24 protein-coding genes and 2 pseudogenes are annotated in these 24352 nt (G+C 64.2%); 17 read left to right on the top strand and 9 right to left on the bottom strand.

Annotated elements, in window-relative coordinates; genetic code table 11:
• Position 1: 1 nt before the first annotated feature.
• The gene (locus M2432_RS14575; protein ID WP_280827521.1) at positions 2-1003 is read right to left on the bottom strand and encodes an acyl-CoA dehydrogenase family protein; all 1002 of its coding nucleotides are present in this window, start codon (positions 1001-1003) and stop codon (positions 2-4) included.
• Between the two features lie 245 nt (positions 1004-1248).
• Between M2432_RS14575 and M2432_RS14570 the strand changes: the two genes are divergently transcribed.
• From M2432_RS14570 to M2432_RS14555, 4 genes are read left to right on the top strand one after another with little or no spacing between them, the layout of a single operon-like run.
• Complete coding sequence (locus M2432_RS14570; protein ID WP_280827520.1) at positions 1249-2337, top strand: amidohydrolase family protein; 1089 nt, start codon at positions 1249-1251, stop codon at positions 2335-2337.
• A 13-nt stretch (positions 2338-2350) separates the two neighbouring features.
• Positions 2351-3505 carry an amidohydrolase family protein gene (locus tag M2432_RS14565; RefSeq protein ID WP_280827519.1) on the top strand — a complete coding sequence of 385 codons (1155 nt, stop codon included), beginning with the start codon at positions 2351-2353 and terminating at the stop codon, positions 3503-3505.
• 2 nt (positions 3506-3507) lie between these two features.
• Positions 3508-3897 carry a Rieske (2Fe-2S) protein gene (locus tag M2432_RS14560; RefSeq protein ID WP_280827518.1) on the top strand — a complete coding sequence of 130 codons (390 nt, stop codon included), beginning with the start codon at positions 3508-3510 and terminating at the stop codon, positions 3895-3897.
• Between the two features lie 23 nt (positions 3898-3920).
• Positions 3921-4805, top strand: coding sequence for an alpha/beta hydrolase (locus M2432_RS14555; protein ID WP_280827517.1), 885 nt, complete (start codon positions 3921-3923; stop codon positions 4803-4805).
• Positions 4806-4883: 78 nt separating this feature from the next.
• Here the strand turns inward: M2432_RS14555 and M2432_RS14550 are convergent, their stop codons facing one another.
• Positions 4884-5351: a hypothetical protein gene (locus tag M2432_RS14550; protein WP_280827516.1), complete on the bottom strand. Its 468-nt coding sequence runs from the start codon at positions 5349-5351 to the stop codon at positions 4884-4886.
• Positions 5352-5395: 44 nt separating this feature from the next.
• On the opposite strand from M2432_RS14550, the gene M2432_RS14545 reads away from it, so the two are divergent.
• From M2432_RS14545 to M2432_RS14505, 9 genes and pseudogenes are all read left to right on the top strand, one after another.
• Positions 5396-6682, top strand: a complete 1287-nt coding sequence (locus tag M2432_RS14545; RefSeq protein ID WP_280827515.1) for an NADH-ubiquinone oxidoreductase-F iron-sulfur binding region domain-containing protein — start codon at positions 5396-5398, stop codon at positions 6680-6682.
• A gap of 14 nt (positions 6683-6696) precedes the next feature.
• A complete protein-coding gene (locus M2432_RS14540) occupies positions 6697-6966 on the top strand; it encodes a ferredoxin (RefSeq protein ID WP_280827562.1) in 270 nt (89 codons plus the stop codon).
• Positions 6963-8609 carry an OB-fold domain-containing protein gene (locus tag M2432_RS14535; protein ID WP_280827514.1) on the top strand — a complete coding sequence of 549 codons (1647 nt, stop codon included), beginning with the start codon at positions 6963-6965 and terminating at the stop codon, positions 8607-8609. The genes M2432_RS14540 and M2432_RS14535 overlap by 4 nt, the downstream gene beginning before the upstream one ends.
• Positions 8610-9470, top strand: coding sequence for an alpha/beta fold hydrolase (locus M2432_RS14530; protein WP_280827513.1), 861 nt, complete (start codon positions 8610-8612; stop codon positions 9468-9470).
• A gap of 24 nt (positions 9471-9494) precedes the next feature.
• Positions 9495-10370: pseudogene (locus M2432_RS14525) on the top strand (NAD(P)-dependent oxidoreductase); the annotation flags it as partial.
• A complete protein-coding gene (locus M2432_RS14520) occupies positions 10370-11164 on the top strand; it encodes an NAD(P)-dependent oxidoreductase (protein ID WP_280827511.1) in 795 nt (264 codons plus the stop codon). The pseudogene M2432_RS14525 and the gene M2432_RS14520, both read left to right, overlap by 1 nt.
• A 130-nt stretch (positions 11165-11294) precedes the next feature.
• Positions 11295-12497 (top strand): cytochrome P450, encoded by a 1203-nt coding sequence (locus M2432_RS14515; protein ID WP_280827510.1) that lies wholly within the window; start codon positions 11295-11297, stop codon positions 12495-12497.
• Positions 12494-12691, top strand: a complete 198-nt coding sequence (locus tag M2432_RS14510; protein ID WP_280827509.1) for a ferredoxin — start codon at positions 12494-12496, stop codon at positions 12689-12691. The genes M2432_RS14515 and M2432_RS14510 overlap by 4 nt, the downstream gene beginning before the upstream one ends.
• A 4-nt stretch (positions 12692-12695) precedes the next feature.
• Positions 12696-13460, top strand: a complete 765-nt coding sequence (locus M2432_RS14505; RefSeq protein ID WP_280827508.1) for an alpha/beta fold hydrolase — start codon at positions 12696-12698, stop codon at positions 13458-13460.
• On the opposite strand, the pseudogene M2432_RS14500 reads toward M2432_RS14505, so the two are convergent.
• Positions 13447-13707: pseudogene (locus M2432_RS14500) on the bottom strand (ABC transporter permease subunit); the annotation flags it as partial. The gene M2432_RS14505 and the pseudogene M2432_RS14500 sit on opposite strands and share 14 nt — an antisense overlap.
• 351 nt (positions 13708-14058) lie before the next feature.
• Between M2432_RS14500 and M2432_RS14495 the strand changes: the two are divergent.
• Entirely contained in the window at positions 14059-14658 is a 600-nt protein-coding gene (locus tag M2432_RS14495; RefSeq protein WP_280827507.1) for a TetR family transcriptional regulator, read from the top strand.
• A 16-nt stretch (positions 14659-14674) separates the two neighbouring features.
• Here the strand turns inward: M2432_RS14495 and M2432_RS14490 are convergent, their stop codons facing one another.
• The 3 genes from M2432_RS14490 to M2432_RS14480 all read right to left on the bottom strand — a co-directional run bounded on the left by M2432_RS14490 (position 14675) and on the right by M2432_RS14480 (position 19597).
• The gene (locus M2432_RS14490) at positions 14675-15592 is read right to left on the bottom strand and encodes an acyl-ACP desaturase (protein ID WP_280827506.1); all 918 of its coding nucleotides are present in this window, start codon (positions 15590-15592) and stop codon (positions 14675-14677) included.
• A gap of 206 nt (positions 15593-15798) precedes the next feature.
• The gene (locus M2432_RS14485) at positions 15799-18651 is read right to left on the bottom strand and encodes an MMPL family transporter (protein ID WP_280827505.1); all 2853 of its coding nucleotides are present in this window, start codon (positions 18649-18651) and stop codon (positions 15799-15801) included.
• A gap of 166 nt (positions 18652-18817) precedes the next feature.
• Positions 18818-19597: an SDR family NAD(P)-dependent oxidoreductase gene (locus M2432_RS14480; RefSeq protein ID WP_280827504.1), complete on the bottom strand. Its 780-nt coding sequence runs from the start codon at positions 19595-19597 to the stop codon at positions 18818-18820.
• Between the two features lie 122 nt (positions 19598-19719).
• Between M2432_RS14480 and M2432_RS14475 the strand changes: the two genes are divergently transcribed.
• Positions 19720-20253 carry a DUF6611 family protein gene (locus M2432_RS14475; protein ID WP_280827503.1) on the top strand — a complete coding sequence of 178 codons (534 nt, stop codon included), beginning with the start codon at positions 19720-19722 and terminating at the stop codon, positions 20251-20253.
• 31 nt (positions 20254-20284) lie between these two features.
• Here M2432_RS14475 and M2432_RS14470 read toward each other — a convergent pair whose 3' ends face one another.
• From M2432_RS14470 to M2432_RS14460, 3 genes are read right to left on the bottom strand one after another with little or no spacing between them, the layout of a single operon-like run.
• A complete protein-coding gene (locus M2432_RS14470) occupies positions 20285-20569 on the bottom strand; it encodes a DUF1330 domain-containing protein (protein WP_280827502.1) in 285 nt (94 codons plus the stop codon).
• Positions 20570-20571: 2 nt separating this feature from the next.
• The gene (locus M2432_RS14465; RefSeq protein WP_280827501.1) at positions 20572-20766 is read right to left on the bottom strand and encodes a ferredoxin; all 195 of its coding nucleotides are present in this window, start codon (positions 20764-20766) and stop codon (positions 20572-20574) included.
• 4 nt (positions 20767-20770) lie between these two features.
• The gene (locus M2432_RS14460) at positions 20771-22054 is read right to left on the bottom strand and encodes a cytochrome P450 (protein ID WP_280827500.1); all 1284 of its coding nucleotides are present in this window, start codon (positions 22052-22054) and stop codon (positions 20771-20773) included.
• Between the two features lie 178 nt (positions 22055-22232).
• Between M2432_RS14460 and M2432_RS14455 the strand changes: the two genes are divergently transcribed.
• Together M2432_RS14455 and M2432_RS14450 are read left to right on the top strand one after the other, a co-directional pair.
• Positions 22233-22997, top strand: a complete 765-nt coding sequence (locus M2432_RS14455; RefSeq protein ID WP_280827499.1) for a TetR/AcrR family transcriptional regulator — start codon at positions 22233-22235, stop codon at positions 22995-22997.
• A gap of 10 nt (positions 22998-23007) precedes the next feature.
• Positions 23008-24336: an acyl-CoA dehydrogenase family protein gene (locus M2432_RS14450; RefSeq protein WP_280827498.1), complete on the top strand. Its 1329-nt coding sequence runs from the start codon at positions 23008-23010 to the stop codon at positions 24334-24336.
• The last annotated feature ends 16 nt before the right edge of the window (positions 24337-24352 follow it).

Genomic DNA, 24352 nt, shown 5'->3' with positions numbered 1-24352 from the left:
CTCAAACCCTCCCATACTCCGAAACAACCACCGCGCGATGTTCTGCGGCGCCACCGAGCAACAGCTCGCCGGCCTTGGCTCGCTTCAGCGCAAACTGCAGGTCGTTCTCCCAGGTGAAGCCCATGGCACCGAACAGCTGCAGTCCATGCCGGAACACCAGCGACTGGCATTCACCGGCCGAGGCCTTTGCCATCGCGGCAGCCAGCTTCCGGCGCGGATCATCGGCAGCGATGGTCAACGCGGCGAAGTAGGACAGCGCTCGTGCTCGCTCGATAGCCACATGCATGTCGGCGGCCTTGTGCTGCACGGCCTGGAACGATCCGATCGGCACGCCAAACTGGTAGCGGCTCTTCACATGTTCCAGCGCCAAATCCAGAATCCGTTGGCAGGCACCAACCATGTGAACTGCCATGCCGGTCAGCGCGATGTGGTGGGCCTTCTCGGTGTCCACCTCGACGCGGTCGGCATCGGGCACCCGAACGCCGGCGAAACTCAGGTCGGCGATATGCAGCACCGGATCGAACACCGACGCTTCGCGCACCGAGATCGAGTTGTGCGCAGTCGGGTCGACCACGAACACTCCGGCCGCGGTGACCACGGCCAGGCTCTCGGCGCGGTCGCCGTCGAGCACGAAGCGCGCGGTCCCGTCGAGCACCCAGCCCGTCTCGTCGCGAACGGCGGTGATGCCGGAGTAGATCGCGGCGCCGGACTGCTGCGGGTTGAAACGGTCACCAACCAGCGGGGCGTACTGGCTCATGGTCGCCAGGAATGGCGTCGGGTCGGTGGCCCGGCCCAGCTCTTCCAGCGCGATGGCCAGTTCGACGGCGTTCTCCGAATCCGTCAGTTCGGTCCAACCGGCATCCAGGTAGGTCTGCCACAGCGGCGTGGGGTCCACTCCGTCTTCGGCAATGCTGCGGATCAGCGTGGCCGGACACTGTTTGGTGACGGCATCGCGCACCGTTTCCTGCCATAGCCGCTGATCAGCGTCGAACTCCAGTAGCATCCGCGCCTCCTCCTAGGGGACCATGCGAGACCTCGCCGAGTCGCGACGAGAATAGCATTCTCTTAAACCGATCAACAGCCTCTCCCGGGCGGGTTATCCACTTCCGAAACCGTGGCGCTACGCGACTGACCAGCACACACGTCTACCAGCACAATCATCCACATAAGAATCGGAGAACAATATTCTTGCCATTGAAGAACAACGATCTACACTGAGGTTCAGGCACAGGCCCAAAGGACGGTTTAGTGAAACAACACAGTGACGGGACGACGACGCCCGTCATCGACGCCAGCGTGCACGTCTTCTGCAAGAACAACCAAGACCTGCGCGAGAACTTCATGCAGGAACCGTTCCGCAGCCGTGGCTTCCCCGATTACGAGATGGACTGGTACGGCGCGCCCGGCGGCGAATACGCGAAGGGCACAAAGGGCCCCGACGGCCAGTACCCGGGTTCGGACGTCGACATCGTGGCGCAGCATCTGTTCGTCGACCGCGGCGTGGACATCGCCGTGCTGCACCCGATGACCCGTGGCATCATGCCCGACCGCCACCTGGGCACCGCCATCGCCGCCGCGCACAACCAGATGCTGGTCACCCGCTGGCTTGAGCACGATGAGCACGGCGAGAAGTTCCGCGGCACCATTCGCGTCAACCCCGACGACATTCCTGGCGCGCTGCGCGAAATCGACAAATACAAGGACCACCCGCGTGTGGTTCAGCTCGGCATCCCGCTGCAGTCCCGCGAACTGTTCGGCAAGCCGCAGTTCTGGCCGCTCTGGGAGGCCGCTGTGTCCGCTGGCCTACCGGTGGCAGCCCATATCGAGGTCGGTTCCGGAATCGCCTTCCCGCCAACACCTTCCGGCAAGACACTCACCTATGAGCAGTACCTCTCGTTCATGAGCCTGAACTACCTGTATCACCTGATGAACATGATCGCCGAGGGCGTGTTCGAACGCTTCGACGGCCTGAAGTTCATCTGGTCGGACGGTGCCGGTGACATGCTGACCCCGTTCATCTGGCGGATGGACTGCTTCGGCCGCCCGCATCTGGAACAGACTCCGTGGGCGCCCAAGATGCCCAGCGACTATCTGCCCGGCCACGTCTTCTTCGTCCAGGGTGAGTTCGACGGACCGGGCGACGCCGAATTCGCCGGTGAGTGGTTCGGTTTCACCGGCAAGGACGACATGACCATGTACGGGTCCAGCTACCCGCACTGGAACCTGAACGAGCTGACGGTACCGAGCGCGTTCAGCGCCGAACAGCGCGACAAGTTCTGCTGGCGCAACGCCGCCGAGCTCTACGGCATCACGGTGCCCGGCCTGGTCACGCAGTAAGGAGGATTGCGAAATGACCGTCACAGCAACAACACGCGTCACTGATCGGACGGCTCCGGCCGAACGTATCCCGGTGCGCTGCGTCGACTCCGATGTGCATCCCACGCCCCGGCGCGGTGAGCTGGTGGGTTACATCCCCGAACCCTGGCGTACTAAGTACTTCCTGAACCACAAGGTCGGCGAGACGATCTTCTACGATGCTCCCGACTATGCGCACTCTAAAGCCATGCGGGTCGACTCGTTCCCGCCGGACGGCAACTTCGCTTGCAGCGATCCCGATTTCGCGTTCAAGCAGCTGATCATGGCGGCCGGCTCGGATATCGCGATCCTGGAACCGACCCACGGCGAGATGCGCCTGCCCGGCGCTACCGCCGCGTTCTGCACCGCCACCAACCACTGGCTGGCCGATCACTGGCTGGACAGCCACAACAATTGGCATGAGCGCTGGCGCGGATCCATCACCGTCGCCATCGAGGAGCCGGACTCTGCGGTGGCCGAGATCGAGAAGTGGGCCGAGCACCCGTACATGGCGCAGGTGTTGATCAAGGCCGAGCCGCGGCCGTCCTGGGGCAACCCGATCTACGACCCAATCTGGGCGGCGGCCACCAAGCACGACATCACGGTGTCCTGCCACCTGGCGCGCGGGCAGTTCGAGACGCTACCGATGACCCCGGTCGGATTCCCCAGCTACAACCACGATTTGATGGTCACCTACTCACTGCTGGCGGCCAACCAGGTCATGAGCCTGATATTCGACGGCGTCTTCGACCGCTTCCCCACCCTGCGCATCGTGTTCGTCGAACACGCCTTCACCTGGATCCTGCCGTTGATGTGGCGCATGGACGCCATTTACGAGAAGCGCAAGAACTGGGTCGACATCAAACGCAAGCCCTCCGAATACGTCAAAGACCACATCAAGTTCACCACCCAGCCACTGGACTACCCCGAAGACAAGACCGAACTGACCCGGGCCTTCGAGTGGATGGAATGCGAGAAAATCCTGCTCTACTCCAGCGACTACCCGCACTGGACCTTCGACGACCCCCGCTGGCTGGTCAAGCACCTGCCCGAACACGCACGCGAAAGCATCATGTTCCGCAACGGAATCGAGACCTACAAACTCCCCGAGAGCGTTCCGGCGCTCGAGGGCCAGGTGCGGGTGTTCTGACCTTGACTGAAGACAAGCAGCCCCGCCTCGCGCAGGGGCGCGAACACATCGTGGCCACCGTCGACGAAATACCGCCCGGCACAAACAAATTGGTTCCGATCGGTCGCCACGGTGTAGGCGTCTACAACGTCAACGGCACCTTCTACGCCATCGCCAATTATTGCCCGCACGAGGGCGGTCCGTTGTGCTCGGGCCGGGCCCGCGGACGCAACGTCGTCGATGAGAGCGTGCCCGGCGACGCGGTGATGGTGCGCGACATGGAGTACATCTTCTGTCCTTGGCACCAATGGGGTTTCGAACTGGCCACCGGCACCACGGCGGTCAAACCCGAGTGGAGCATTCGCACCTATCCGGTCCGGGTCGTCGGTAACGACGTCCTGGTTCAGGCCTGACCACACTGGAGGAATCAGCCGGCATGACAGTCAGCAGTGGCGAGCAGTCCATCGAAATCAACGGTGGCAATGTAGTCTATGAAATCCTCGGTGACAGTGGCGATTACATCGTCCTGACCCCGGGTGGCCGATTCAGCAAGGACATTCCGGGCCTGCGTCCGCTGGCCGAAGCTCTGGTCGAGGGCGGCTACCGGGTAGTGCTGTGGGACCGGCCAAACTGCGGCAAATCGGACGTGCAGTTCTACGGCCAGAGCGAATCACACATGCGGGCGCAGACACTGGCCGCATTGATCACCAAGCTCGACATCGGGCCATGCATTCTGGCCGGCGGTTCCGGCGGCGCGCGCGACTCGATGCTGACCACCATGCTCTACCCGGAACTGGTCACCAAGCTGGTGGTGTGGAACATCGTCGGCGGGGTGTACGGACAGTTCGTGCTGGGGTCGTACTACATCGTGCCGAGCATCCTGGCGGTCCGCGGAACCGGCATGAAAGCCGTTGCGGCCATTGCCGAGTGGAAAGAGCGCGCCTCAGAAAATCCAGCGAATCTCGATAGAATCCTGTCCCAGGACCCGGACGAGTTCCTCAAGCTGATGATGCGCTGGCTGAACGCCTTCGTACCCAAGCCCGGTCAGACCATCCCCGGCGTCGAGGACGAGATGTTCGACAACATCAAGATCCCGACCCTGATCATCCGCGGCGGCGAGAACGATCTGGACCACCCCAAGCGCACCTCGCTGGAGGTCAGCTGCCTGATCAAGGGTTCCAAGCTGATCGACCCGCCCTGGCCGGAGGACGCCTGGGAGCGGGCTGCCGAGGACCGGGCCGCCGGGAAAGTCAAGCACTTCAACATGTTCGACACGTGGGTGCAGGCCGCGCCGCCGATCCTGGACTTCCTCGGCCGATGAGCGCTTGCGCGAAGAGGAGACAACACCGATGAGCGCTTGCGCGAAGAGCAGACAACACCGATGAACGGCACTACGCACTCACACCGTACGGATGTGCACCTCGCAGTTGGTCGAGGCCTCCAATGCGGTGTGGATTCGGCTCTCCGGGATGCGCGCAAGGTCGTCCTTGCGCAGCGTCACGTGAATGATGTCCCAGCCGTCAGGGCTCTCGACACGGTCGATCTGGCCGGACAGTCCGAATCCGGCCAGTACGCCGTGCGCGTCGTCGTCGGTGCCGTGGCTGACGAAGGTCAGCACCCCGGCTTCGGGGTTACTGCCAAAAGCCTGGGCACACCAGGTGATAGCCGTCGCCTGCAGCTGCACCGCGTCGGTTCCGTCCATCAGGATCTCGACTTCGCGTCGACTCGGCGGCAGGGCCGCCAAGTTGTTCTCGATCAGCTGAGCCTCCCCGATCAGTCCGGCCAGCTCGGCCATCCCGGCCGTCAGTTGATCGGCCGTCAGCTGACCCGACGGGTCCACCTTGATTCGCACCACTGCCGTCCGCATGGGCGCAAGCGTAGCGCCGTCCACCACCAGCGCAGGAGCCAGCCATGAACGCCCCCGCCCGCACCGATCTCACTGTATCGGCGTGGCCCGAGCTGACGCCCCGGCTACTCCGTACTGGCCCGGAAACCCTTGCGGATTACCATAGTTGCGGTGGCTACCAGAAATTGGCCGACGCCGATGCGCTACTGGAGCAGATCGAGCAGTCGGGGCTGGTCGGCCGCGGCGGTGCGGCGTTCCCCATGGCGGTCAAGCTGCGTTCGGTACGCGACGCTGGACGCAGCGGCCGCGACACGGTGGCCGTGGCCAACGGCGAGGAGGGCGAGCCGGCGTCGGTGAAAGACCGTTGGCTGCTACGTAATCGACCGCACTTGGTGCTCGACGGCCTGCGTTTGGCCGCCCGCATCGTCGGTGCCGCACATGCGCATGTCTACGTGTCCGATCCAGTCTCAGCTCGAAGCGTCGAGACGGCCCTGGCCGAGGTCGGCCCAGAAGGCCTCGGCGGGTTGACCGTCAGCGTGCACAAAGTCGATGCCGGCTACGTCGCCGGCGAGGAAAGCGCTGCCGTGCGGGCCATCAATGGCGGGCCGGCCAAACCCACCGACAAGCCACCGCGGGTGTTCGAAGAGGGCGTTGGCGGCCTGCCCACCCTGGTGAGCAACGTGGAGACCCTGGCGAACCTGCCGTACATCCAGCGTCACGGCGCGGCCGACTACCGCACCCAGGGCACCGAAGGCTCTCCCGGGACATTCCTGGCCACCATCACCGGTGGCGGCCGCCCTGCTGGTCTGTACGAGCTCCCTTTCGGTGTCTCTGTCACCGAACTGCTTTCCCTGCACGGTGTTTCGTCTGATCGGGTACGTGGCGCCCTGATGGGCGGGTACTTCGCCGGGCTGCTCAACGCCGACGTATTGACGGCGACCCTGGATCACGAGACGCTCCGCAGCGTAGGCAGCGGACTGGGCTGTGGAGCTGTCTCGGTCATCACCGATGAATGTCCGGTAGCGGTAGCTGCTGCGGTGCTGGCCTATTTCGACGCCGAGAACGCCGGCCAGTGCGGTTCGTGCTTCAACGGCACTGCCGCGATGGCGGCGGCAGCCCTGGCACTGCGCGACGGCACGGCTGACGCCGATGATCTGGCCCGGCTGGAGCGTTGGTCAGTGGTGCTACGCGGCCGGGGTGCCTGCGCCACGCTGGACGCCGCGACCAACATCGCGGCGAGCCTGCTGGCGAAATTCCCCGACCAGGTCCAGCTGCACTTGGCGGGCAACTGTTCCGAATGTACTGCTGGTGTTTTCACCGCTGACCGGCCGTTTGAGGTGGAGGCATCGTGAGTTCCGAGGACCAGATGAGGGTCAAACTCGACCGCACACTGTGCGACGGATTCGGTATCTGCGCCAAGCATGCGCCGGAGTATTTCTCGCTGGACGACTGGGGCTATGCCGTGCTGGTCGGTGACGGCAACATTCCGCCGCAGGACCAGCCAGCGGTGCTGCGGGCGCTCCTGGACTGCCCGGTGCACGCCATCATCGAACTCAGCGACCGTAAATCGGACTCCAAGCCGGAGGTCGACAATGAGCCCATGACCAACGAAGCAGAATGGGGATTTACCCGGTGAGTCGACTTCCGCTGCCGCAGCTGACCTTTGACAACGAGTTCTTCTGGGTATCAGGAGAAGACGGCAAGCTGCGCATCCAGGGTTGCGACGACTGTAAGTCGCTGATCCACCCACCTCAGCCGGTGTGCCGCTACTGCAAGAGCCACAACGTGTCCCCGCACGAGGTGTCCGGTCGAGCCGTGTTGTCGGCATTCACCGTCAACCACCGGTTCTCCATGCCCGGGTTGCCCGCGCCGTATGTCATAGCCCAGGTTGCCATCGAGGAAGACCCTCGGGTTCGCCTGACCACCAACATCATTGATTGCGACCCCGAGGAACTGGAGTTGGGTCGCGTCGTCGAGGTCACCTTCGAGCAGAACGACGATGTGTGGCTGCCGCTGTTCAAGCTCACCGACGAGCCTGAGACCGCACCCCTGCCCGAGGACGAGATCGCCCCGCAGGATTTCGGCAAATTTGTTCGACCGATGTTGACCACCAACAAGTTCGAGGACCATTCGGCCATCACCGGTATCGGTGCGTCGAAGATGGGCCGGCGCCTCATGGTCAATCCGCTGGCGCTGACCATCGAGGCCTGCGAGGCCGCGATCGCCGACGCCGGTCTGACCCTGGACGACATCGACGGGCTCTCGACATATCCGGCGATCGATGCCGTCGGCATGGGCGAAGGTGGTTGCACCGCACTGGAGAACGCCCTCGGCATCCGGCCGACCTGGATCAACGGCGGCATGGACACGTTCGGCCCCGGCGGTTCGGTGATCGCCGCGATGATGGCGGTCGCCAACGGGATGGCCCGGCACGTGTTGTGTTTCCGGACGCTGTGGGAGGCCACCTTCCAGCAGTTGATGAAGGAAGGCAAGCTCTCCCCTCCGGGAGGTGTGCGTACCAACAGCTTCCAGATGCCGTTCGGCGCCATGTCGGCCGCGCACACACTGGCACTCAACGCGCAGCGGCACTTTCACCGCTACGGCACCACCCGGGAGACCCTGGGCTGGATCGCGCTGAACCAGCGGGCCAATGCGGCACTGAATCCCACTGCCATCTACCGCGATCCGCTGACAATGGACGACTACCTGAACGCGCGGATGATCACCACGCCGTTCGGCCTGTATGACTGCGACGTGCCGTGTGACGGTGCCATTGCGGTGATCGTCTCGGCGATCGACGTCGCCAAGGACATGCCGAAGAAGCCGGTGAAGATCGAGGCGGTGGGCACCCAGATCATCGAACGCACCGACTGGGATCAGACCACGTTGACCCATGAGCCGCAGGTGCTCGGCCAGTCTGCACACCTGTGGACCCGAACCTCGTTGCGGCCCAGCGATGTCGACGTCGCGCAGTTGTATGACGGGTTCTCCTTCAACTGTCTGTCCTGGCTCGAGGCGCTCGGGTTCTGTGGCATCGGTGAAGCCAAAGACTTCCTGGACGGTGGCAAAGCCATCGCCCGCGACGGCGTCATCCCGGTGAACACCCACGGTGGTCAGCTGTCGCACGGCCGCACCCACGGCATGGGCCTGATGCACGAGGCCGTCAGTCAGTTGCGCGGCGAAGCCGGTGAGCGTCAGGTGGCCGGTGCCAAGGTTGCGGTGGTCAGCAGCGGCGGCTTGACCCCCAGCGGCGTGCTGCTGCTGCGAACCGACGACTAGATGAGCACCAACGAACCGCGCCGCCGCCTCGTCATGATCGACGCGGTGCCGATGTCGGCACTGGTCGCGACCGCTGCCGAACCTCACGGGATCATCGTCGCAATCCACGGTGGCGCAACGACTTCGGCGTACTTCGACTGCCCTGGACGCCCCGAGTTGTCCCTGCTGAGGCAAGCCGCCGACGCCGGCTACACCGCGATCGCACTGGACCGCCCCGGCTACGGCGCATCTGCGCCGTACCAGGACACCATGGGTGATCCGGCCCAGCGGGTCCACCTGGCCTGGGGTGCAGTACGCAAGATCGTCCCAGACGCGCCGGTCCTGCTGCTGGCACATTCCTTGGGTTGTGAGTTGGCGCTGCGGATGGCGCTGGACTCGCCCGATAGCGTCACCGGCATTTCCCTGGCCGGCACCGGTCTGGTCCACCACCCAGTGGCGGCAGAGCTTCTCAAACAGGCGTCTCTGACCCGTCGACCTGCCGGTCTGCGTGGATTGCTGTGGGAGCCAACCGAGTTGTACCCACCCGAGGTGCCGAGCGTGGCGCTGGCCGCGCCCGGCGTGGTGTACGAAGGCAAGGTCACCGCCAACTGGGCCAGTCGGGATTTCCCGCAGCTTGCCGCCGGCATCACCGCGCCGGTGCAGTTCAGCGCGGCCCAGCACGAAGCAGTGTGGGAGTCCTCCCCCGCCGCGCTGGCTGCCATCACTGCACTGTTCACCTCCTCGCCGCGAGTGGTGACCAACGAGATCGCTGACAGCGGACACAATCTCAGCGTCGGACTTGCCGCCGGCCGGTATCACTGCTCCGTGTTGGATTTTGCGAACGAATGTATGGACATTGAGAACGAAAGGCAGGTTGGCTGATGAGCGCTTGCGCGAAGAGGAGAGTGCACTGATGAGCGCTTGCGCGAAGAGGAGAGTGAGCTGATGCGCGTCGGCTTCATCGGACTGGGCAGTCAAGGGGCGCCGATGGCTCGGCGCATCATCGAGGGTGGCTACGACACCACTCTGTGGGCTCGGCGGCCGGAATCCCTTGAGCCATACGCCGATACCGCTGCAAAGACGGCCGCCACGCCGGCCGAGATGGCTGCCGACAGCGACCTGGTGTGCCTTTGTGTCGTCGGTGACGACGACGTTCGGCAGGTCCTCAGCGGCGATACCGGCGTGCTGGCGGGCCTGGCTCCCGGCGGCATCATCGCTATCCATTCCACAATTCACCCGGACACCTGCCGCGAGGTCTCCGAACTCGCTGCCGCCAAGGGCATTTCGGTGATCGATGCCCCGGTGTCAGGCGGCTCGCCAGCCGCTGAGGCCGGCACTCTGCTGGTCATGGTCGGCGGCGAGGAGGACGTCGTCGAGAAGTGCCGTCCGGTGTTCGAGACCTACGCCAACCCGGTGGTGCACCTGGGACCGATCGGCAGCGGCCAGGTCACCAAGATCCTGAACAACCTGATGTTCAGCGCCAACCTGGGCGCCGCGATGAGCACGCTGGCGCTCGGCGAAGCACTCGGTGTGCCACGGGACCGGCTGAGCCAGGTACTCACCCAGGGTTCGGCCAACAGCAAGGCGCTGGGCAGCATCGCGATGTTCGGCGGCACTCTGGACACGTTGGCGCCCATCGCCGGTGCGCTGTTGCAGAAAGACTGCAGGCACGCAGAGTCCCTCGCCAAGACCGATTCGGTGGACATCTCCCCCGGCACCATTCCGGGTGCGGTGTTCGGGACAGCGGATGCGGCCCTGACGCTCATGAACCACCCTCGCTGATGAAAGTAGGGTTCATCGGTGCCGGCCGGATGGGCGCACCTATGGTGCGCCGTCTGGTCGCGGCCGGCCACCAGGTGCGCGCACTCGGCCGCACCGATGAAAAGCGCGCCGCCATTGCTGAATTGGGCGCTGAGCCGGCATCTGACATCGCGACAGTCGCAGCGGACGCCGAGGCCGTCGTGGTGTGCGTGTTCACCGACGAGCAGGTCCAGCAGGTCTGCCAGGTGCTCCCCGATGCCATGGTCGCCGGCGCCGTCCTGATCCTGCACACCACCGGTAGCCCGCGCACCGCGCAGACCGTCGCCGAGCAGCACCCGCATCTGGACGTGCTCGACGCCCCGGTCAGTGGTGGCCCGCACGACATCGCGGCGGGCCACGTGACATTGTTCGTCGGCGGCACCGACGAGGCGTTCGCAAAAGCCCGACCGGCACTGGACGCTTACGGCGATCCTGTGCTGCACGTCGGCCCACGCGGCGCTGGTCAGACCGTGAAGCTGATCAACAACGCGTTGTTCGCCGCGCAGATCGGGGTGGTCGCCGAGGGGGCCAGGATCGGCAAATCCCTCGGCGTTGCTGAGGCTGATCTGCTGGCCGCCCTCGGGCACGGCAGTTCGTCGAGCAAGGTGCTGGACATGGTGGCCCGGACTGGTTCGGCCGACGGATTCATCGCCGCGGTCGGGGAGTTCGTAGGCAAAGACGTAGCGGTGGTTCGCGAAACCGCAGGCGGTCTGGACACCGATCTCGGACTGCTCGATCCCCTGCTCAACCGCGTCACCGGGATGGGCGTAGCTTGAAAAAAGCCGGTTACAACAGACCTCGTTTCGGCCTTGCGACGGGCGTCTACGAGGCATACTGTCACCGTTACAGTTTGATAGTTTTCCGTAATGCCTGGGGCGGCAATCCAGTCCCGAAGGAGGACCAGGAATGACAACGGCCGAACTCGTTTTCGATCCCTTCTCCGAGGAGTACTTCAACAACCCGTTCGAGATCTACCGGCGTATGCGCAACGAAGCCCCGCTGTACTACAGCGCCGATCAGGACTTCTACGCGCTGACCCGGCATGCTGACGTCGCCGCGGCGCTCAAGGACCACGACGCGTTCTCCTCGTCACGCGGGTGCGACCTGGCCATGGTGCAGAGCGACGAAGCGCCGCAGAAGTCCATCATCTTCATGGATCCGCCGGACCACCGGCACATGCGCAGCCTGCTCAACAAGGCCTTCACCCCGCGCGCCGTCCAGGCCCAGCGGGACACCATCATCGAGCAGATCGACCGCTACCTCGGCCAGATCGACTCCGATGAGTTCGACGTGGTACACGATTTCTCCGGCCCCTTCCCGGTCGAGGTGATCACCCGGATGGCCGGTGTCGAGCCCGAGTACCGGCAGATGGTGCGGCACTGGATCGACACCAGCCTGTCCCGGGAGCCTGGCCAGATCGGCTACTCCGAAGCCGGGATGCAGGCCAACATCGACACCGGGATCTACTACTACTCACTGGTGCAGAAGCGCCGCGAGAACCCGCAGGACGACATGATCAGCCGGCTGATTGCCGCGGAGATCCCCCGCGAGGACGGCCAGCTGCACAAGCTCGACGACATCGAGATCACCGGCTTCGCGACCCTGCTCGGCGGGGCTGGGGCTGAGACCGTCACCAAACTCATCGGCACCGCGGTGGTGTTGTTCGCCAAGCACCCCGACCAATGGCAAAAGCTGCTCGACAACCGCGAACTGATCCCCGCCGCGGTGGAAGAGCTGCTCCGGTTCGAGGGGCCCGTGCAGTACAACGTGCGTTACACCCTCAAAGAGGCCCACGTCCCGAGCGGGGTCATCCCAGCGGGCAAGCCGGTGTTCCTCATCAGCGCCGCCGCCAACCGTGACCCCGATGCGTTCACCGATGCCGACACGTTCGATATCGAGCGGGACCGCACCGAGTCGCAGAACCTGGGGCTGGGGTACGGAATTCACAGCTGTTTGGGTGCGGCACTGGCGCGGATGGAGAGCGTCATCGCGCTGGAGAAGCTGCTCGATTTCATGCCGCGCTACGAGGTCGACTTCGCCGGGTTGGAGCGAGTCCGCATGCAGAACGTCGCAGGCTATGCCCGCGTGCCGGTGAGGATTCTCAAGTGAGCAAGAAAATCGTGGTGGACTTCGAGTTGTGTGAGAGCAACGCGGTCTGCATGGGGCTGGCCCCTGATGTGTTCGAGGTGGACGAGCAGGACTACCTGAACCTGCTTACCGACGAGGTGACCCCGGAGAACGAGCACGCGGTGCGCGAGGCCGTCCGGCAGTGCCCGCGCCAGGCCATCTCCATCGAGGAGTAGCCACGTGCGATTTGTCTTCGTACACGGTGGTTTTCACGCGGCCTGGTGCTGGAAGCGGGTGATCACCGAGTTGGAGTCGTTGGGCCATGAGGGCATTGCGGTCGATCTGCCCGGGCACGGGGCGTTGGCAGAACAGGAGTCCACGCTGGCCAACCGGCGTGATGCCACCGTCTCGGTCCTGGAGCCTGGGGATGTACTGGTTGGCCATTCCGGTGGCGGGTTCGACGCAACCCTGGCCGCGGACGCTGCACCCGAAAAGGTAAGCCACATAGCCTATTTGGCGGCGGCGCTACCCAGGGAGGGGCGCACCTACCCCGAGGCCATGGCCATGCGCGACGACTCCGAGTTGGACGAAGGCTTCGACGCCGATGTCGGAGAGATGCTCGCGTACCTACATTTTGACGAGGCCGGCGCCATGACGTTCGCCGACTTCGAGGGTGCGTGGAAGTACTTCTACCACGACTGCGACGAGGCGACGGCCCGCTGGGCCTTCGACCGGCTGGGCCCCGAGCGATTCGGCGATACCACGGTTACGCCGGTGTCGGTGCCGGCCTTCTGGGCGGCCGATTTGCCGCGCAGTTTCATCGTGTGCGAGCAGGACCGCTCAATGCCGCGCTGGTTGGCCGATACCGTGGCGCGCCGGCTCGGGGTCGAGCAACTGAGCATCGACACGTCGCACTCACCGTTCCTCAGCCAGCCGCGCGAGCTGGCTGAGTTGCTGGTGCACGCGACCACCACCACGCCCATCGGCCCGCTCATCCCGCATTAGCGCTTCTCTCGCGAAGCGAGACGAGCCAGCGGGCAGCGAGGTCCAGCACGAAACCGAGTGCGCCGATCACCACGATCACCGCTACTACCTGGTCGTAGGCGAGCTGATCTCGGGCGTTGAGCACCTGGTAGCCCAAACCCGAACGCACACCGAGCATTTCCGCCGGCACCAGGACCACCCAGGCGATACCGAGCGCGACCCGGATACCGGTCTGCACCTGCCCGCGAATCGCCGGCAGCACCACGGCAGTCACACCTTCCTGGGAGATGTGTGGCGCGACCATGCATGCTGGACCGGTGAGTTCGGAAGCGCCGACGGTGGCAGCGTCGATATCCGCTGGGCCAGAGCCGAACTCGGCCACGATGAACGCCCGGTGCTGTCCTGTCACCTGGGCCTCGATGAGTTCTCCGCCAGCCCGGTGCACTTCGGCGTCGACCGTCTTGATGGCTTGGTCGACCTCGGGCCGGCCCGGCAGTCCGGCGATTTCGTAGAGGTACAGAGTCACGGTGTGTTCCTGTCTTCGGCGGCAGTGACACCCGTGACACTCGCACGGACAGACCGGTCTGTCTACCGATGCCACCTCGGTTAGGGTGCAGATATGAGCGCGACTCAGACCCGACCGCACGACCAGCCGACGACCCGACCTGACAGCACCGGGCCGGCTCAGCGACTCCTCGCGACTGCCTCGAATCTGTTTGCAGCCCAAGGGATTAGGGCTGTCGGTATCGATCAGATCCTGCGCGAGGCCGGGGTTGCGAAGGCCAGTTTGTACAGCTCGTACGGATCCAAGGACGCTTTGGTGATCGCCTACCTGAATGAATTGGATCAGGCTGATCGCAAGCGCTGGGAAGCGCGGACTTCAGGGCTCGATGATCCGGTGGACAAGCTGCTGGCGTTCTTCGACCTCGCCGACGCCGCTGCGCGCAAGCGCCAATTCCGCGGCTGTCTGTACGCCAATGCGGCCACCGAATTTCCGGACGACACCCTGGAACCGGTTCGGGCCCATCGCGTATGGGTGCTCACCCAGCTGAGCACGCTGCTGCGGGAAGCCGAAGTATCCAACCCCAATGCCGCGGCCCAACAAGTCCAACTGATCTACGACGGCGCGCTGACCGCATCGAAGCTGGAGCGCTCCACCGCACCGATCACCTTGGCCCGCGCGATGGTGGCCGAATTGATCGCCAGCACCCGGCGATGATGCGGCCGATGGCGGACTACCCGGCCACCTGCGCGGTGCGACGACTGGCCTTCTCCTCGTAATACCGTGCGCGCTCGTCGAGCAGGTCAAGGAACCCCGCCACCTCTTCGCGAGCTTTCTCGCCTTGCGGGCCGAAATCGTTGCGCTCGAAGATGTTCCAGAATCGCAGGACCGGGATCAGCACCTCGTCATGATGGATGCGCAGATCGTAGATGCCGGCCTTGGCGATCGTTATCGCGTTCTGTGCAAAATCACTCATCCCCTGGCCGGGCATCGCGAAGTTGATCACCTCGTCGCGAACCGCCGCCATCGCGGCATCCGGCATGATGTCCAGCGCCGCGGCCATCAGGTTTCGGTAGAACACCATGTGCAGGTTTTCATCGGCCGCGATTCGGGCCAGCAACTGGTCGGCAATCGGGCAGCCCGAGGCACGCCCGGTATTGCGGTGCGAGACGCGAGTGGCCAGTTCCTGGAAGGACACGTAGGCCAGCACCGCCAACGGGGTCTTGTCGCCCGAGTCGTAGCCGGCCACCGTGTGCTCCATCCGAAGGCGTTCCAGCGCAACGGGATCTACGCCGCGAGTCACCACCAGGTAGTCGCGGAGGGCGATGCTGTGGCGACCTTCCTCGGCGGTCCACTGCCCGACCCAGGCACCCCAGGCGCCGTCACGGGAGAAGCGCGTGGCGATCTCCCGGTGATACGAGGGCAGGTTGTCCTCGGTGAGCAGGTTGACCGTCATGGCCACCTTCGCGACCGGGTCCAATGGCGAGTCCTCGGGATTCCAGTCCTCGCCGCCGAGGAAGGCGAAATCACGCCCGCGACTCCACGGAACGTAATCGTGGGGGAACCACTCCCGCGCCATCGACAGATGGCGGTCCAGGTTCTGCGCGACGACAGGTTCCAGTTCGTGCAGCACGGCTACTTGCTTGTCCATGGGTCAACCCCCTCGACGATCGCCGGGCCTCCGGCCCGACATAAAGACCAACCTACGATTCCGTAAGTTACGGTACCGTAGGTTAGTCGGCAATGGCTAGACCCAGGCGCAGCACACAGCTCGCCGAGTGCGCTAACCAGCAGAAATACGGACGACGCCGATGGCCGACCCGCGACCATGGGCGTCAAAGAGCCTGCGCTGCGCTCCTACCGAGCCACGCGGTCCGGCTCGATGCCTGCCGCCGCCAGCCGCCGATCGGACGCTTGCTGGCGGATGACCTGCGGCCACCAGAACCACTTGCCCAACAACGCAGCCAGTGCCGGCGTCATGAACGACCGCACGATCAGAGTATCGAACATCAGGCCGAGCGCGATGGTGCTGCCGACCTGCGCCATGACCTTCAGATCACTGAAGGTGAATGACGCCATGGTGAAGGCGAACACCAGCCCGGCCGAGGTGACCACCGACCCGGTTCCCGCCATGGCACGGATGATCCCGGTCTTCAACCCACCGTGAAGCTCTTCCTTGAAGCGGGACACGAGCAGCAGGTTGTAGTCGGAACCGACCGCCAACAGCAGGATGACCGACATGGCCAGCACCATCCAGTGCAGCTCAAGACCGAGCAGGTGCTGCCAGAGCAGAACCGACATGCCGAAGGACGCGCCCAACGACAGCAGCACCGTGCCGACGATCACCCCAGCTGCCACCAGGCTTCGGGTGATGAGCAGCATGATGACGAATATCAGTGACACCGCGGCGATTCCGGCAATCATGAGGTCGTATTGCGAACCGTCGTGCATGTCTTTGTAGGTGGCAGCGGTCCCGGCCAGATAGATCTTGGAACCCTCGAGCGGGGTGCCCTTGATGGCTTCCTTGGCTGCCTGTTTGATCGGCTCGACGTGGGCGATGCCTTCGGGTGTCGCCGGGTCGCCTTCATGCTGAATGATGAACCGCACCGACTTACCGTCCGGCGAGATGAAGTTCTTCATGCCGCGCTTGAAGTCCTTGTTGTCGAAGGCTTCTGGCGGCATGTAGAAGGAATCGTCATTGAGCGCGTTGTCGAATGCCTCACCCATGGCCGACGCGTTGTCCTGCGCAGCCGATCGTTGGTCCTGCTGACCTTTCTGGGTCTGGTACATGGTCAGCATGTACTGCTTCATCTTGGTCATGGTCGCGATCATGTCGGGCATCAGAGCGACCATCTGCGGCATCAGCTTGTCCAGCTTGAGCATGTCCGGCATCAGGTTCTGAATGTCGTCACTCATCGTGTCGATGCCGTCCAAGGTGTCGAACACCGAGCGGATGGACCAGCAGACCGGGATGTCGTAGCAGTGCGGTTCCCAGTACAGGTAGTTGCGGATCGGCCGGAAGAAGTCGTCGAAATCCGCGATGTGATCACGCAGATCGCCGATATCGGCGGTCGTGACCACCATCTTGGTCACCAAGTCGTGTGTCGTGGCGGCCATCTGCGTGGTGATGCTCTGCATCTTGGTCATCGAGTCGATGCTGACCTGCATGTCATTGGCCTGCGTCAGCATGTTGGCCATCATGTCCTGCATGTACTTCTCGTTCATCTTCTGAGTCACGCCCTGCATGCCCATGATGAACGGAATGGTCGTGTGCTTGATGGGCTTGCCATCGGGCCGGGTGATGGTCTGCACCCGCGCGACTCCGGGCGTACGCACAATGGCCTTGGCGATCTTGTTGATCACCAGGAAGTCCGCCGAGTTACGCAGGTCGTGGTCAGTTTCGATCATCAACAGCTCGGGATTCATCCGCGAGGCGTTGAAATGGCGTTCGGCGGCGGCATATCCGACGTTGGCGGACAGGTCGGCCGGCAGGTAGCGACGGGCGTCGTAGTTGGTCTTGTAGCCCGGCAGGGTCACCAGCCCGATGAGCGCCAGCGCAATGGTGCCGACGAGCACCGGTGCGGGCCAGCGCACGACGACGACGCCGACTCGACGCCAACCACGAGAGCGGATCGCCCGCTTGGGTTCGAATCGGCCGAACCGGCTACCGATGGTGATGACGGCCGGGCCCAGCGTCAGTGCCGCGATGACCGCAACCAACGTACCGATCGCGCATGGCACGCCCATGGTCTGGAAGTACGGCAGCCGGGTGAAGCTCAGGCAGAGCATGGCGCCGGCGATGGTCAGGCCCGATCCGAGCACCACGTGTGCGGTGCCGCGGAACATGGTGTAGTACGCGGTTTCCCGGTCCTCGCCGGCACCGCGAGCCTCCTGGTAACGACCGATCGCGAAGATCGCGTAGTCGGTACCCGCCGCAATGACCATCAAGGTCAGCAGGTTCACCGCGAATGTCGACAACCCGATGATGTTGGTGTTGGCCAGGAACGCTACGACGCCGCGGGCAGCGCCGAGTTCGAGGAACACCATCAACAAAATCAGGATCATGGTGACCACGGACCGGTAGACGAGTAGCAGCATCGCGGCGATCACGATCAGGGTGATGGCGGTGACCTTGGCGATGCTCTTGTCACCCGCATGGTGCTGGTCCGAGACGATCGGGGCGCCGCCGGCGACGAAGACCTTGAGTCCGGCGGGCGGATTCGAGTGCGCGATGGTGTCGCGCACCGCGGCGACGGAGTCGTTGGCGAGGGTCTCGCCCTGGTTACCGTGTAGGTAGACCTGGACGTAGGCGGATTTGCCGTCGCTGCTCTGCGAGCCGACGGCGGTCAGCGGGTCGCTCCAGAAGTCAGCGACGTGCTCGACGTGTGCGGTGTCCGCACCCAGTTTCGCGACCAGACCGTCGTAGTAGTGGTGCGCGTCGGCGCCGAGTGGCTGGTCCCCCTCCAGCACGATCATGGCGTTGCTGTCGGAGTCGAACTCACCGAAATTTGCGCCGATCCGCTTCATGGCGATCATGGCCGGCGCATCCTTGGCGCTGAGGCCGACAGTATGCGCCTCGCCAACCTTCTCCAGCGGCGGCACCAGCGTGCTGGTGCCGATATTGAGCGCAAACCAGCCCAGCACAATGGGCAGCGCCAGCACCCGGATGAGGTGGCCGATCTTGGATCGCCCAGCGTTGGTGGCACTCATCGACGGCACCCTCCGATCAAGCCCGACATGCCAATGGAGAGCGAGCTCGTCGGCATTACATATGTACTTTCATGCGTAATATACCTAGCTGGTCAAACTTTTGGGTAATCCGCATCACAAATGGTGCGATTATCGCACGCAATCACAGCGGACGGGGCAATCGTTCCTAAAGGGCGAACGAGTAACCACCGTTGATGGGGATAGTCTGCCCCGTGATCCAGGACCCCGCATCGCTGGCCAGCAGCACAGCAAGGTGAGTGACATCCTCCGGAAGCCCCGGCCTGCGGATCGCGTAAGGCTGCAGGATCGCCTTGGCCTGCGGCGAATCGGCCATCTGCGCCCACAGCGGCTCTGTCAGTGGGGTCCGCATGGTCCCGAGCGCAATATTGTTGGCGGTGATCCCGTAGCGCCCCACCTCGAGCGCAATCGAGCGCATCAAGCCCGCGGCACCGGCTTTCGCCGCTCCGTAGACGGCGCCGTTGGCGTCGCCCGTCCGGCCGGCGTCCGAGACGATCGTCACGAGGCGGCCCCATTTCTGGTCGACCATCGCCGGTAGCACCGCACGTGTGCAATTCAGGACGCCGTAGAGGTTCACCTGAAGGAACGGCGCCCAGTCGGCGGGCGAGGTCTGCGCGAACGGAGTCCTGGTGGAAAAGCCTTCGGCACCCGCATTGCCGGCGTTGTTGACGAGGATGTCGACGGCGCCGACGCCGGAGATCGCCGCAGTGACCGCGTGGTACTCGGTGACGTCGAAGGCCAGCGGTTGCGCGCGACCGCCGCCGGTCTGGATCTCCTGGACGACCTCAGTCGCGCGTTCCGACCGTAGATCGTTGACCAGAACCTCTGCGCCCGCGGCAGCGAACGCCAGCGCCAGCCCCCTACCGACACCCTGTCCGGCGCCGGTGATCAGCACCCGTCGTGACGACAGATCAAAATGCAAACTCATTGGGCCCCTTCGGATTCACGGCAGGTGTTAGCAATGCCACTACCATCAACATCAGACCGCCGGCCGTATAGAAGTCGTATGGAACCTCGGCACGACGCCCACACCGTAGTAGACCTGAATGTATGGGCGATACCGATTCCTCGCCGAGGTGGTTGCAGCTGCTCGACCGCGGACCCAGTTGGGGGTCGATGAGCACCTGCCTTACCCGGTACGGGGTCACCCGCTACACGCTCGTGGTGTATGCGCCGGGTATCTCGCGTGACGAGCGGGTGCTGCTGCGGCTGTACCGATTGTGGCCCCTGTGGGGTATCACCGGCTGGCTGCTCATCCAACTACCGCTGGCGCCCGGCACCTCACCTGGCATGGCGGTGGCTATGGCCACCGGGACATGCCTGGCGGCCATAGCCGCCGTCGCAGCGTTGGCCGGCGCCAATCGTGGCCGGGTCCGAGTCCTCACCGTATTCCAGATGCCAGGTGTCGAGGACCCGATCGGCGAGCGGCAACTCACCGAAATACGTTGCCTGGCCACCAAACTCGTGATGGCAGACCGAGCGCTCGCAGCTGGACGGATCGACGCGACCGAGCACGAAGCGATCGTCTGGTCGGTCTATGACCGCATGGTGCCGCAGAAACCGCACGGTGCCATGCGAGGCTGACCGGCGCTGTACGTCCGCCCCGCGAATTGGATCAGAACCCCGACAGGATGACCCCGTTGCAGTCAGCGGCGGCCTGACGCAACTTGGCCGCAGCCTGATAGGCGTCCGAGTAGTACCAATCCTTGGCTGCCTGAACAGATTCGAACTCCAGCAGTACGGTCTGGGTGCACTCCCAGGAACCTTCGAGCACCGTCGGCGTCTGATCCACCGACAGCACGGTGGCGCCGCCCATGGCCTGGCTGGCCAGCTTGCCGTATTCCTTCATCCCCTCAGGATCGGTGATGGTCTCGGTGATGACGATGTAGCCTTTGGCCACTTCTATTCTCCTTCGGTGCTGATGGCTTGCTCGGGACAACAACTGACGGCTTCGGCCACTGCCGCAACATGTTCGGCAGGTACCTCGTCGACCAGAACCTCGGCGTAGCCACCGTCGCCGATGGTGAACACCTCGGGGCAGATCGTCAGGCACATGCCATGGCCGCGGCAACGGTCCTCGTCAACAACAGCTTTCATGACCTCACGCCCTGTCGAACTCGAGATGCAGGTCGATCAGGCCGCGCAGGATGAACGTCGGGATGTATCGGTAGTTCCGATTGTCCGGGGAGCCATGCTTGGCTTCAGAGATCCGGATATCGGTGGTGCGGTCCAGCAGCCGCTCCAGGGCGACCTTGGTCTCGGCGCGGGCCAGCGGCGCACCCGGGCAGCTGTGGATACCCCGGCCGAAGGCCAGGTGCTGACGGGCGTTCTTGCGGGCGGGATCGAAGGTATCGGGATCCTCGAAGCGGCGCGGGTCGCGGTTGGCGGCGCCGTTGAGCACCATCACCGTGGTGCCTTCGCTCAGCTCGGTCTCACCGACGGTCACCGGGCAACGGGACAGCCGGAAGTCGCCCTTCACCGGGCTCTCGATGCGCAGGCACTCTTCGATGAAGTTCGGGATCAGGCTGCGGTCTTCGCGCAGCCGCTGCTGAATCTCGGGATGCTCACCGATCACCTTCAGCGCCGTGCCGAGCAGTCGGACCGTGGTCTCCTGACCGGCCGAAAACACGTTGGTGGCAACGCGCGCAACGTCCCCGACGTCCGGAGTGGAACCATCGGGGAAGGTGGCCTGGGCCATCCCGGTCATCACGTCGTCACGGGGGTGATCGCGCCGGTCCTGAACGTACGAGGCGAACAGGTCATAGAGGAATTCCAACGGGCTGTGTGCCAGTGCCTCTTCGCCGGTACCACCCACGCCACCGCCGGCGTTGTGGCTGATGCCGTTGATGAAGCTGTCCCGATCCTCCCCGGGGATGCCGAGCAGGTCGGCGATCACCAGCAGGGTGAACGGGCTGGCGAAGCCCTTGATGAACTCCCCCTCACCCGTCTCCAGGAAGGTGTCGAGCACCTCGTCGGCCAGCTTCCACATCGCGTCCTCGTTTTCCTTGAGGCGCTTGGGCGTGATCAGCCGCATCAGCAGGGCACGGTGGTTGGTGTGGGTCGGCGGGTCCAGCGTGGGCAGCTGGTCGCTGAAAGGCACTTCGGGACGGTGCTTTTCGATCAGCTCGTTGATCTCGTCCTTGCTCTTGCCCTCCAGCGGCACCGGGAAGCCGGGGAACGGGCCGGTCACCGAGGTGACCGAGGAGAAGGTGTCGGCATCGTTGTAGATGGCCACGGCCTCGTCCCAGCCGCTGACCATGGTGACGCCGTGGTGGTTCTCCGGAGACACCGGGCACTTGCTGCGCAGCGCCTCGAAGTACGGGTACGGATCGGCAACCAGCCGGTCGTCCCGGAAGAAATCCATGTCGGTCAGGCTGTCCGCCATCTGCGCTCCGTTTCAGCGATCTCGCAATAGGAGAACACGACTCTCACTATTGAACATCAGATTTTCACAGCCGCTGGGTCCTCGTCAACGCCCCCGGCCTCCGGGTCCACCGAACCCGTTGACACCGGGCGAATAGTTGACCCTGGTCAAATTCTAAAAATCGCGATACGGTGCGACTATGCAAAGCAACGATGCCGCTATGACCGCTGACCGTGGTCAGCGTCGGGCATCGCTGAGCCAGACCCGCTCAAAGGAAACCAAGCGGATGCTGGTACAGGCCGCGATGGCACTGTGGCGCACCAACGGCTACGCCAACACCACCGTCGCCGACATCTGCCGCGCTGCCGGCGTTTCCAAAGCGCTGTTCTACTTCTACTTCCCGCGCAAAGAGGACGTGCTGTTCGAGGTCGGCATCATGTCGACCCGCTCGGCCCAGCGCGCCATCGCCAACCAGCTGGCCGGGCCCGACTACGACATCGCAGACGTAATCACCGCGGCACTGCACAGCATGGAGAAATCCATGACCCGCAACCCACGCGAACTGGTCATCGAGACCATCCTTGAGGGCTACCGCCACGAGCACCGCATCCTCGCCGCCGGCCGAGCCGGCACATCCGACACAGACGGCCGAGCCGGCAAATCCGACACAGCCGGCCGAGCCGGCAAATCCGACACAGCCGGCCGAGCCGGCAAATCCGATACAGACGGCGCTCCTGCCGACCTCGACGGTGGCATGTTCACCGAGCTGTTCACCCGCGCCCGCGACGACGGCAAGCTACCGGCCTCCGTCGATGTCAACCACCTGACATATCTGGCGATGACTTTCGTCAGCGAGGGCGCTCGGCACTGGGCTGCCGGCTCATTCGGCGCCAGATCATTCGCCGACGTGGTCAGCGCCGACATCGCCACCCTGATCACCGGTATCCAGACCAACCCCAACTGAAGGAGGCCGCATGGCTTGGGATTTCGAAACCGACCCAGAATTTCAGGAACTTCTGGACTGGGCTGACGCGTTCGTGCGCGACGAGGTCGAGCCGCTCGACCTGATCTGGCCGCACCTGCAGTTCACCCCACTCGATGAGACACGCCGCAAGGTGATCGACCCGCTCAAGGATCGAGTGCGCGCAAAAGGCTTGTGGGCCACCCATCTTGGCCCCGAACTCGGCGGACAGGGCCACGGCCAGCTGAAGTTGGCGCTGCTCAACGAGATTCTGGGCCGCTGCCAGTGGGCACCGATCGTCTTCGGCTGCCAGGCACCCGACACCGGTAACGCCGAGATCATCGCGCACTACGGCACCGCGGAGCAGAAGGAGCAGTACCTACGCCCGCTGCTCGACGGTGAGGTTTTCTCCTGCTACTCCATGACCGAGCCTCAGGGCGGTGCCGACCCGACCCAGTTCACAACCTCCGCAGTGCGCGACGGTGACGACTGGGTGATCAACGGCTACAAGTTCTTCTCCTCCAACGCTTCCACCGCGTCGTTCCTGATCGTCATGGTGGTGACCAACCCGGAAGTCAGTGCCTACCAAGGCATGTCGATGTTCATGGTGCCGACCGACACCCCCGGGGTGAACATCGTGCGCAATTCGGCGCTGTATGGCGAGTCCGACGGGCACGGTTCGCACGCGCTGATCCACTACGACAATGTGCGGGTACCGAGCTCGGCATTGCTCGGCGGCGAAGGCCAGGCTTTCGTCATCGCACAGACCCGACTGGGCGGCGGCCGCATTCACCACGCCATGCGCACCATCGGGCTGGCGCAGAAGGCCCTCGACATGATGTGCGAGCGGGCACTGTCGCGGCACACCGCGGGCAGTCTGCTGGCCGACAAGCAGGCCATCCAGGGCTACATTGCCGATTCCTGGGCACAGCTGCAGCAGTTCCGGCTGTTCGTGCTGCACACCGCCTGGAAGATCGACAAGTACAACGACTACAAGAAGGTCCGCAAGGACATCGCCGCGGTCAAGGTCGTCATGCCGACGGTGTTGCACGATATCGCCTGGCGGGCAATGCAAGTGCACGGTGCCCTGGGTGTCACCAACGAACTGCCGCTGCTAGGTATGGTCACCGGCGCCGCCGTCATGGGGCTGGCCGACGGACCCACCGAGGTGCACAAGACCACTGTGGCCAAGCAGGTGCTGCGTGACTACCACGGCACCGAAGGGCAGTGGCCCACCGAATGGCTGCCCGGCAAACGCGAAGCGGCGCAAGCAAAGTACGCCGAATACCTCGGCCTGATCGCCGGCTCAGCCGGCAGCGAACTTGAGGTAGGAAACCTGTGAGCGAGACCCTGACCGC

It is taken from the genome of Mycobacterium sp. OTB74, from assembly GCF_029892685.1.
Classification (GTDB): domain Bacteria; phylum Actinomycetota; class Actinomycetes; order Mycobacteriales; family Mycobacteriaceae; genus Mycobacterium.
Note: the sequence above shows the minus strand (reverse complement) of the source record. Positions and strands in the feature narration are given on the sequence as shown.

Excerpts from the sequence above, each read along its gene's own strand:
- M2432_RS14475 (WP_280827503.1), top strand. The coding sequence starts at position 19,720 with ATGGGCGATACCGATTCCTCGCCGAGGTGGTTGCAGCTGCTCGACCGC.
- M2432_RS14555 (WP_280827517.1), top strand. The coding sequence starts at position 3,921 with ATGACAGTCAGCAGTGGCGAGCAGTCCATCGAAATCAACGGTGGCAAT.
- M2432_RS14515 (WP_280827510.1), top strand. The coding sequence starts at position 11,295 with ATGACAACGGCCGAACTCGTTTTCGATCCCTTCTCCGAGGAGTACTTC.
- M2432_RS14575 (WP_280827521.1), bottom strand. The coding sequence starts at position 1,003 with ATGCTACTGGAGTTCGACGCTGATCAGCGGCTATGGCAGGAAACGGTG.
- M2432_RS14545 (WP_280827515.1), top strand. The coding sequence starts at position 5,396 with ATGAACGCCCCCGCCCGCACCGATCTCACTGTATCGGCGTGGCCCGAG.
- M2432_RS14495 (WP_280827507.1), top strand. The coding sequence starts at position 14,059 with ATGAGCGCGACTCAGACCCGACCGCACGACCAGCCGACGACCCGACCT.
- M2432_RS14530 (WP_280827513.1), top strand. The coding sequence starts at position 8,610 with ATGAGCACCAACGAACCGCGCCGCCGCCTCGTCATGATCGACGCGGTG.
- M2432_RS14540 (WP_280827562.1), top strand. The coding sequence starts at position 6,697 with ATGAGGGTCAAACTCGACCGCACACTGTGCGACGGATTCGGTATCTGC.
- M2432_RS14490 (WP_280827506.1), bottom strand. The coding sequence starts at position 15,592 with ATGGACAAGCAAGTAGCCGTGCTGCACGAACTGGAACCTGTCGTCGCG.
- M2432_RS14520 (WP_280827511.1), top strand. The coding sequence starts at position 10,370 with ATGAAAGTAGGGTTCATCGGTGCCGGCCGGATGGGCGCACCTATGGTG.
- M2432_RS14450 (WP_280827498.1), top strand. The coding sequence starts at position 23,008 with ATGGCTTGGGATTTCGAAACCGACCCAGAATTTCAGGAACTTCTGGAC.
- M2432_RS14550 (WP_280827516.1), bottom strand. The coding sequence starts at position 5,351 with ATGCGGACGGCAGTGGTGCGAATCAAGGTGGACCCGTCGGGTCAGCTG.
- M2432_RS14460 (WP_280827500.1), bottom strand. The coding sequence starts at position 22,054 with ATGGCGGACAGCCTGACCGACATGGATTTCTTCCGGGACGACCGGCTG.
- M2432_RS14485 (WP_280827505.1), bottom strand. The coding sequence starts at position 18,651 with ATGAGTGCCACCAACGCTGGGCGATCCAAGATCGGCCACCTCATCCGG.
- M2432_RS14455 (WP_280827499.1), top strand. The coding sequence starts at position 22,233 with ATGCAAAGCAACGATGCCGCTATGACCGCTGACCGTGGTCAGCGTCGG.
- M2432_RS14465 (WP_280827501.1), bottom strand. The coding sequence starts at position 20,766 with ATGAAAGCTGTTGTTGACGAGGACCGTTGCCGCGGCCATGGCATGTGC.
- M2432_RS14480 (WP_280827504.1), bottom strand. The coding sequence starts at position 19,597 with ATGAGTTTGCATTTTGATCTGTCGTCACGACGGGTGCTGATCACCGGC.
- M2432_RS14565 (WP_280827519.1), top strand. The coding sequence starts at position 2,351 with ATGACCGTCACAGCAACAACACGCGTCACTGATCGGACGGCTCCGGCC.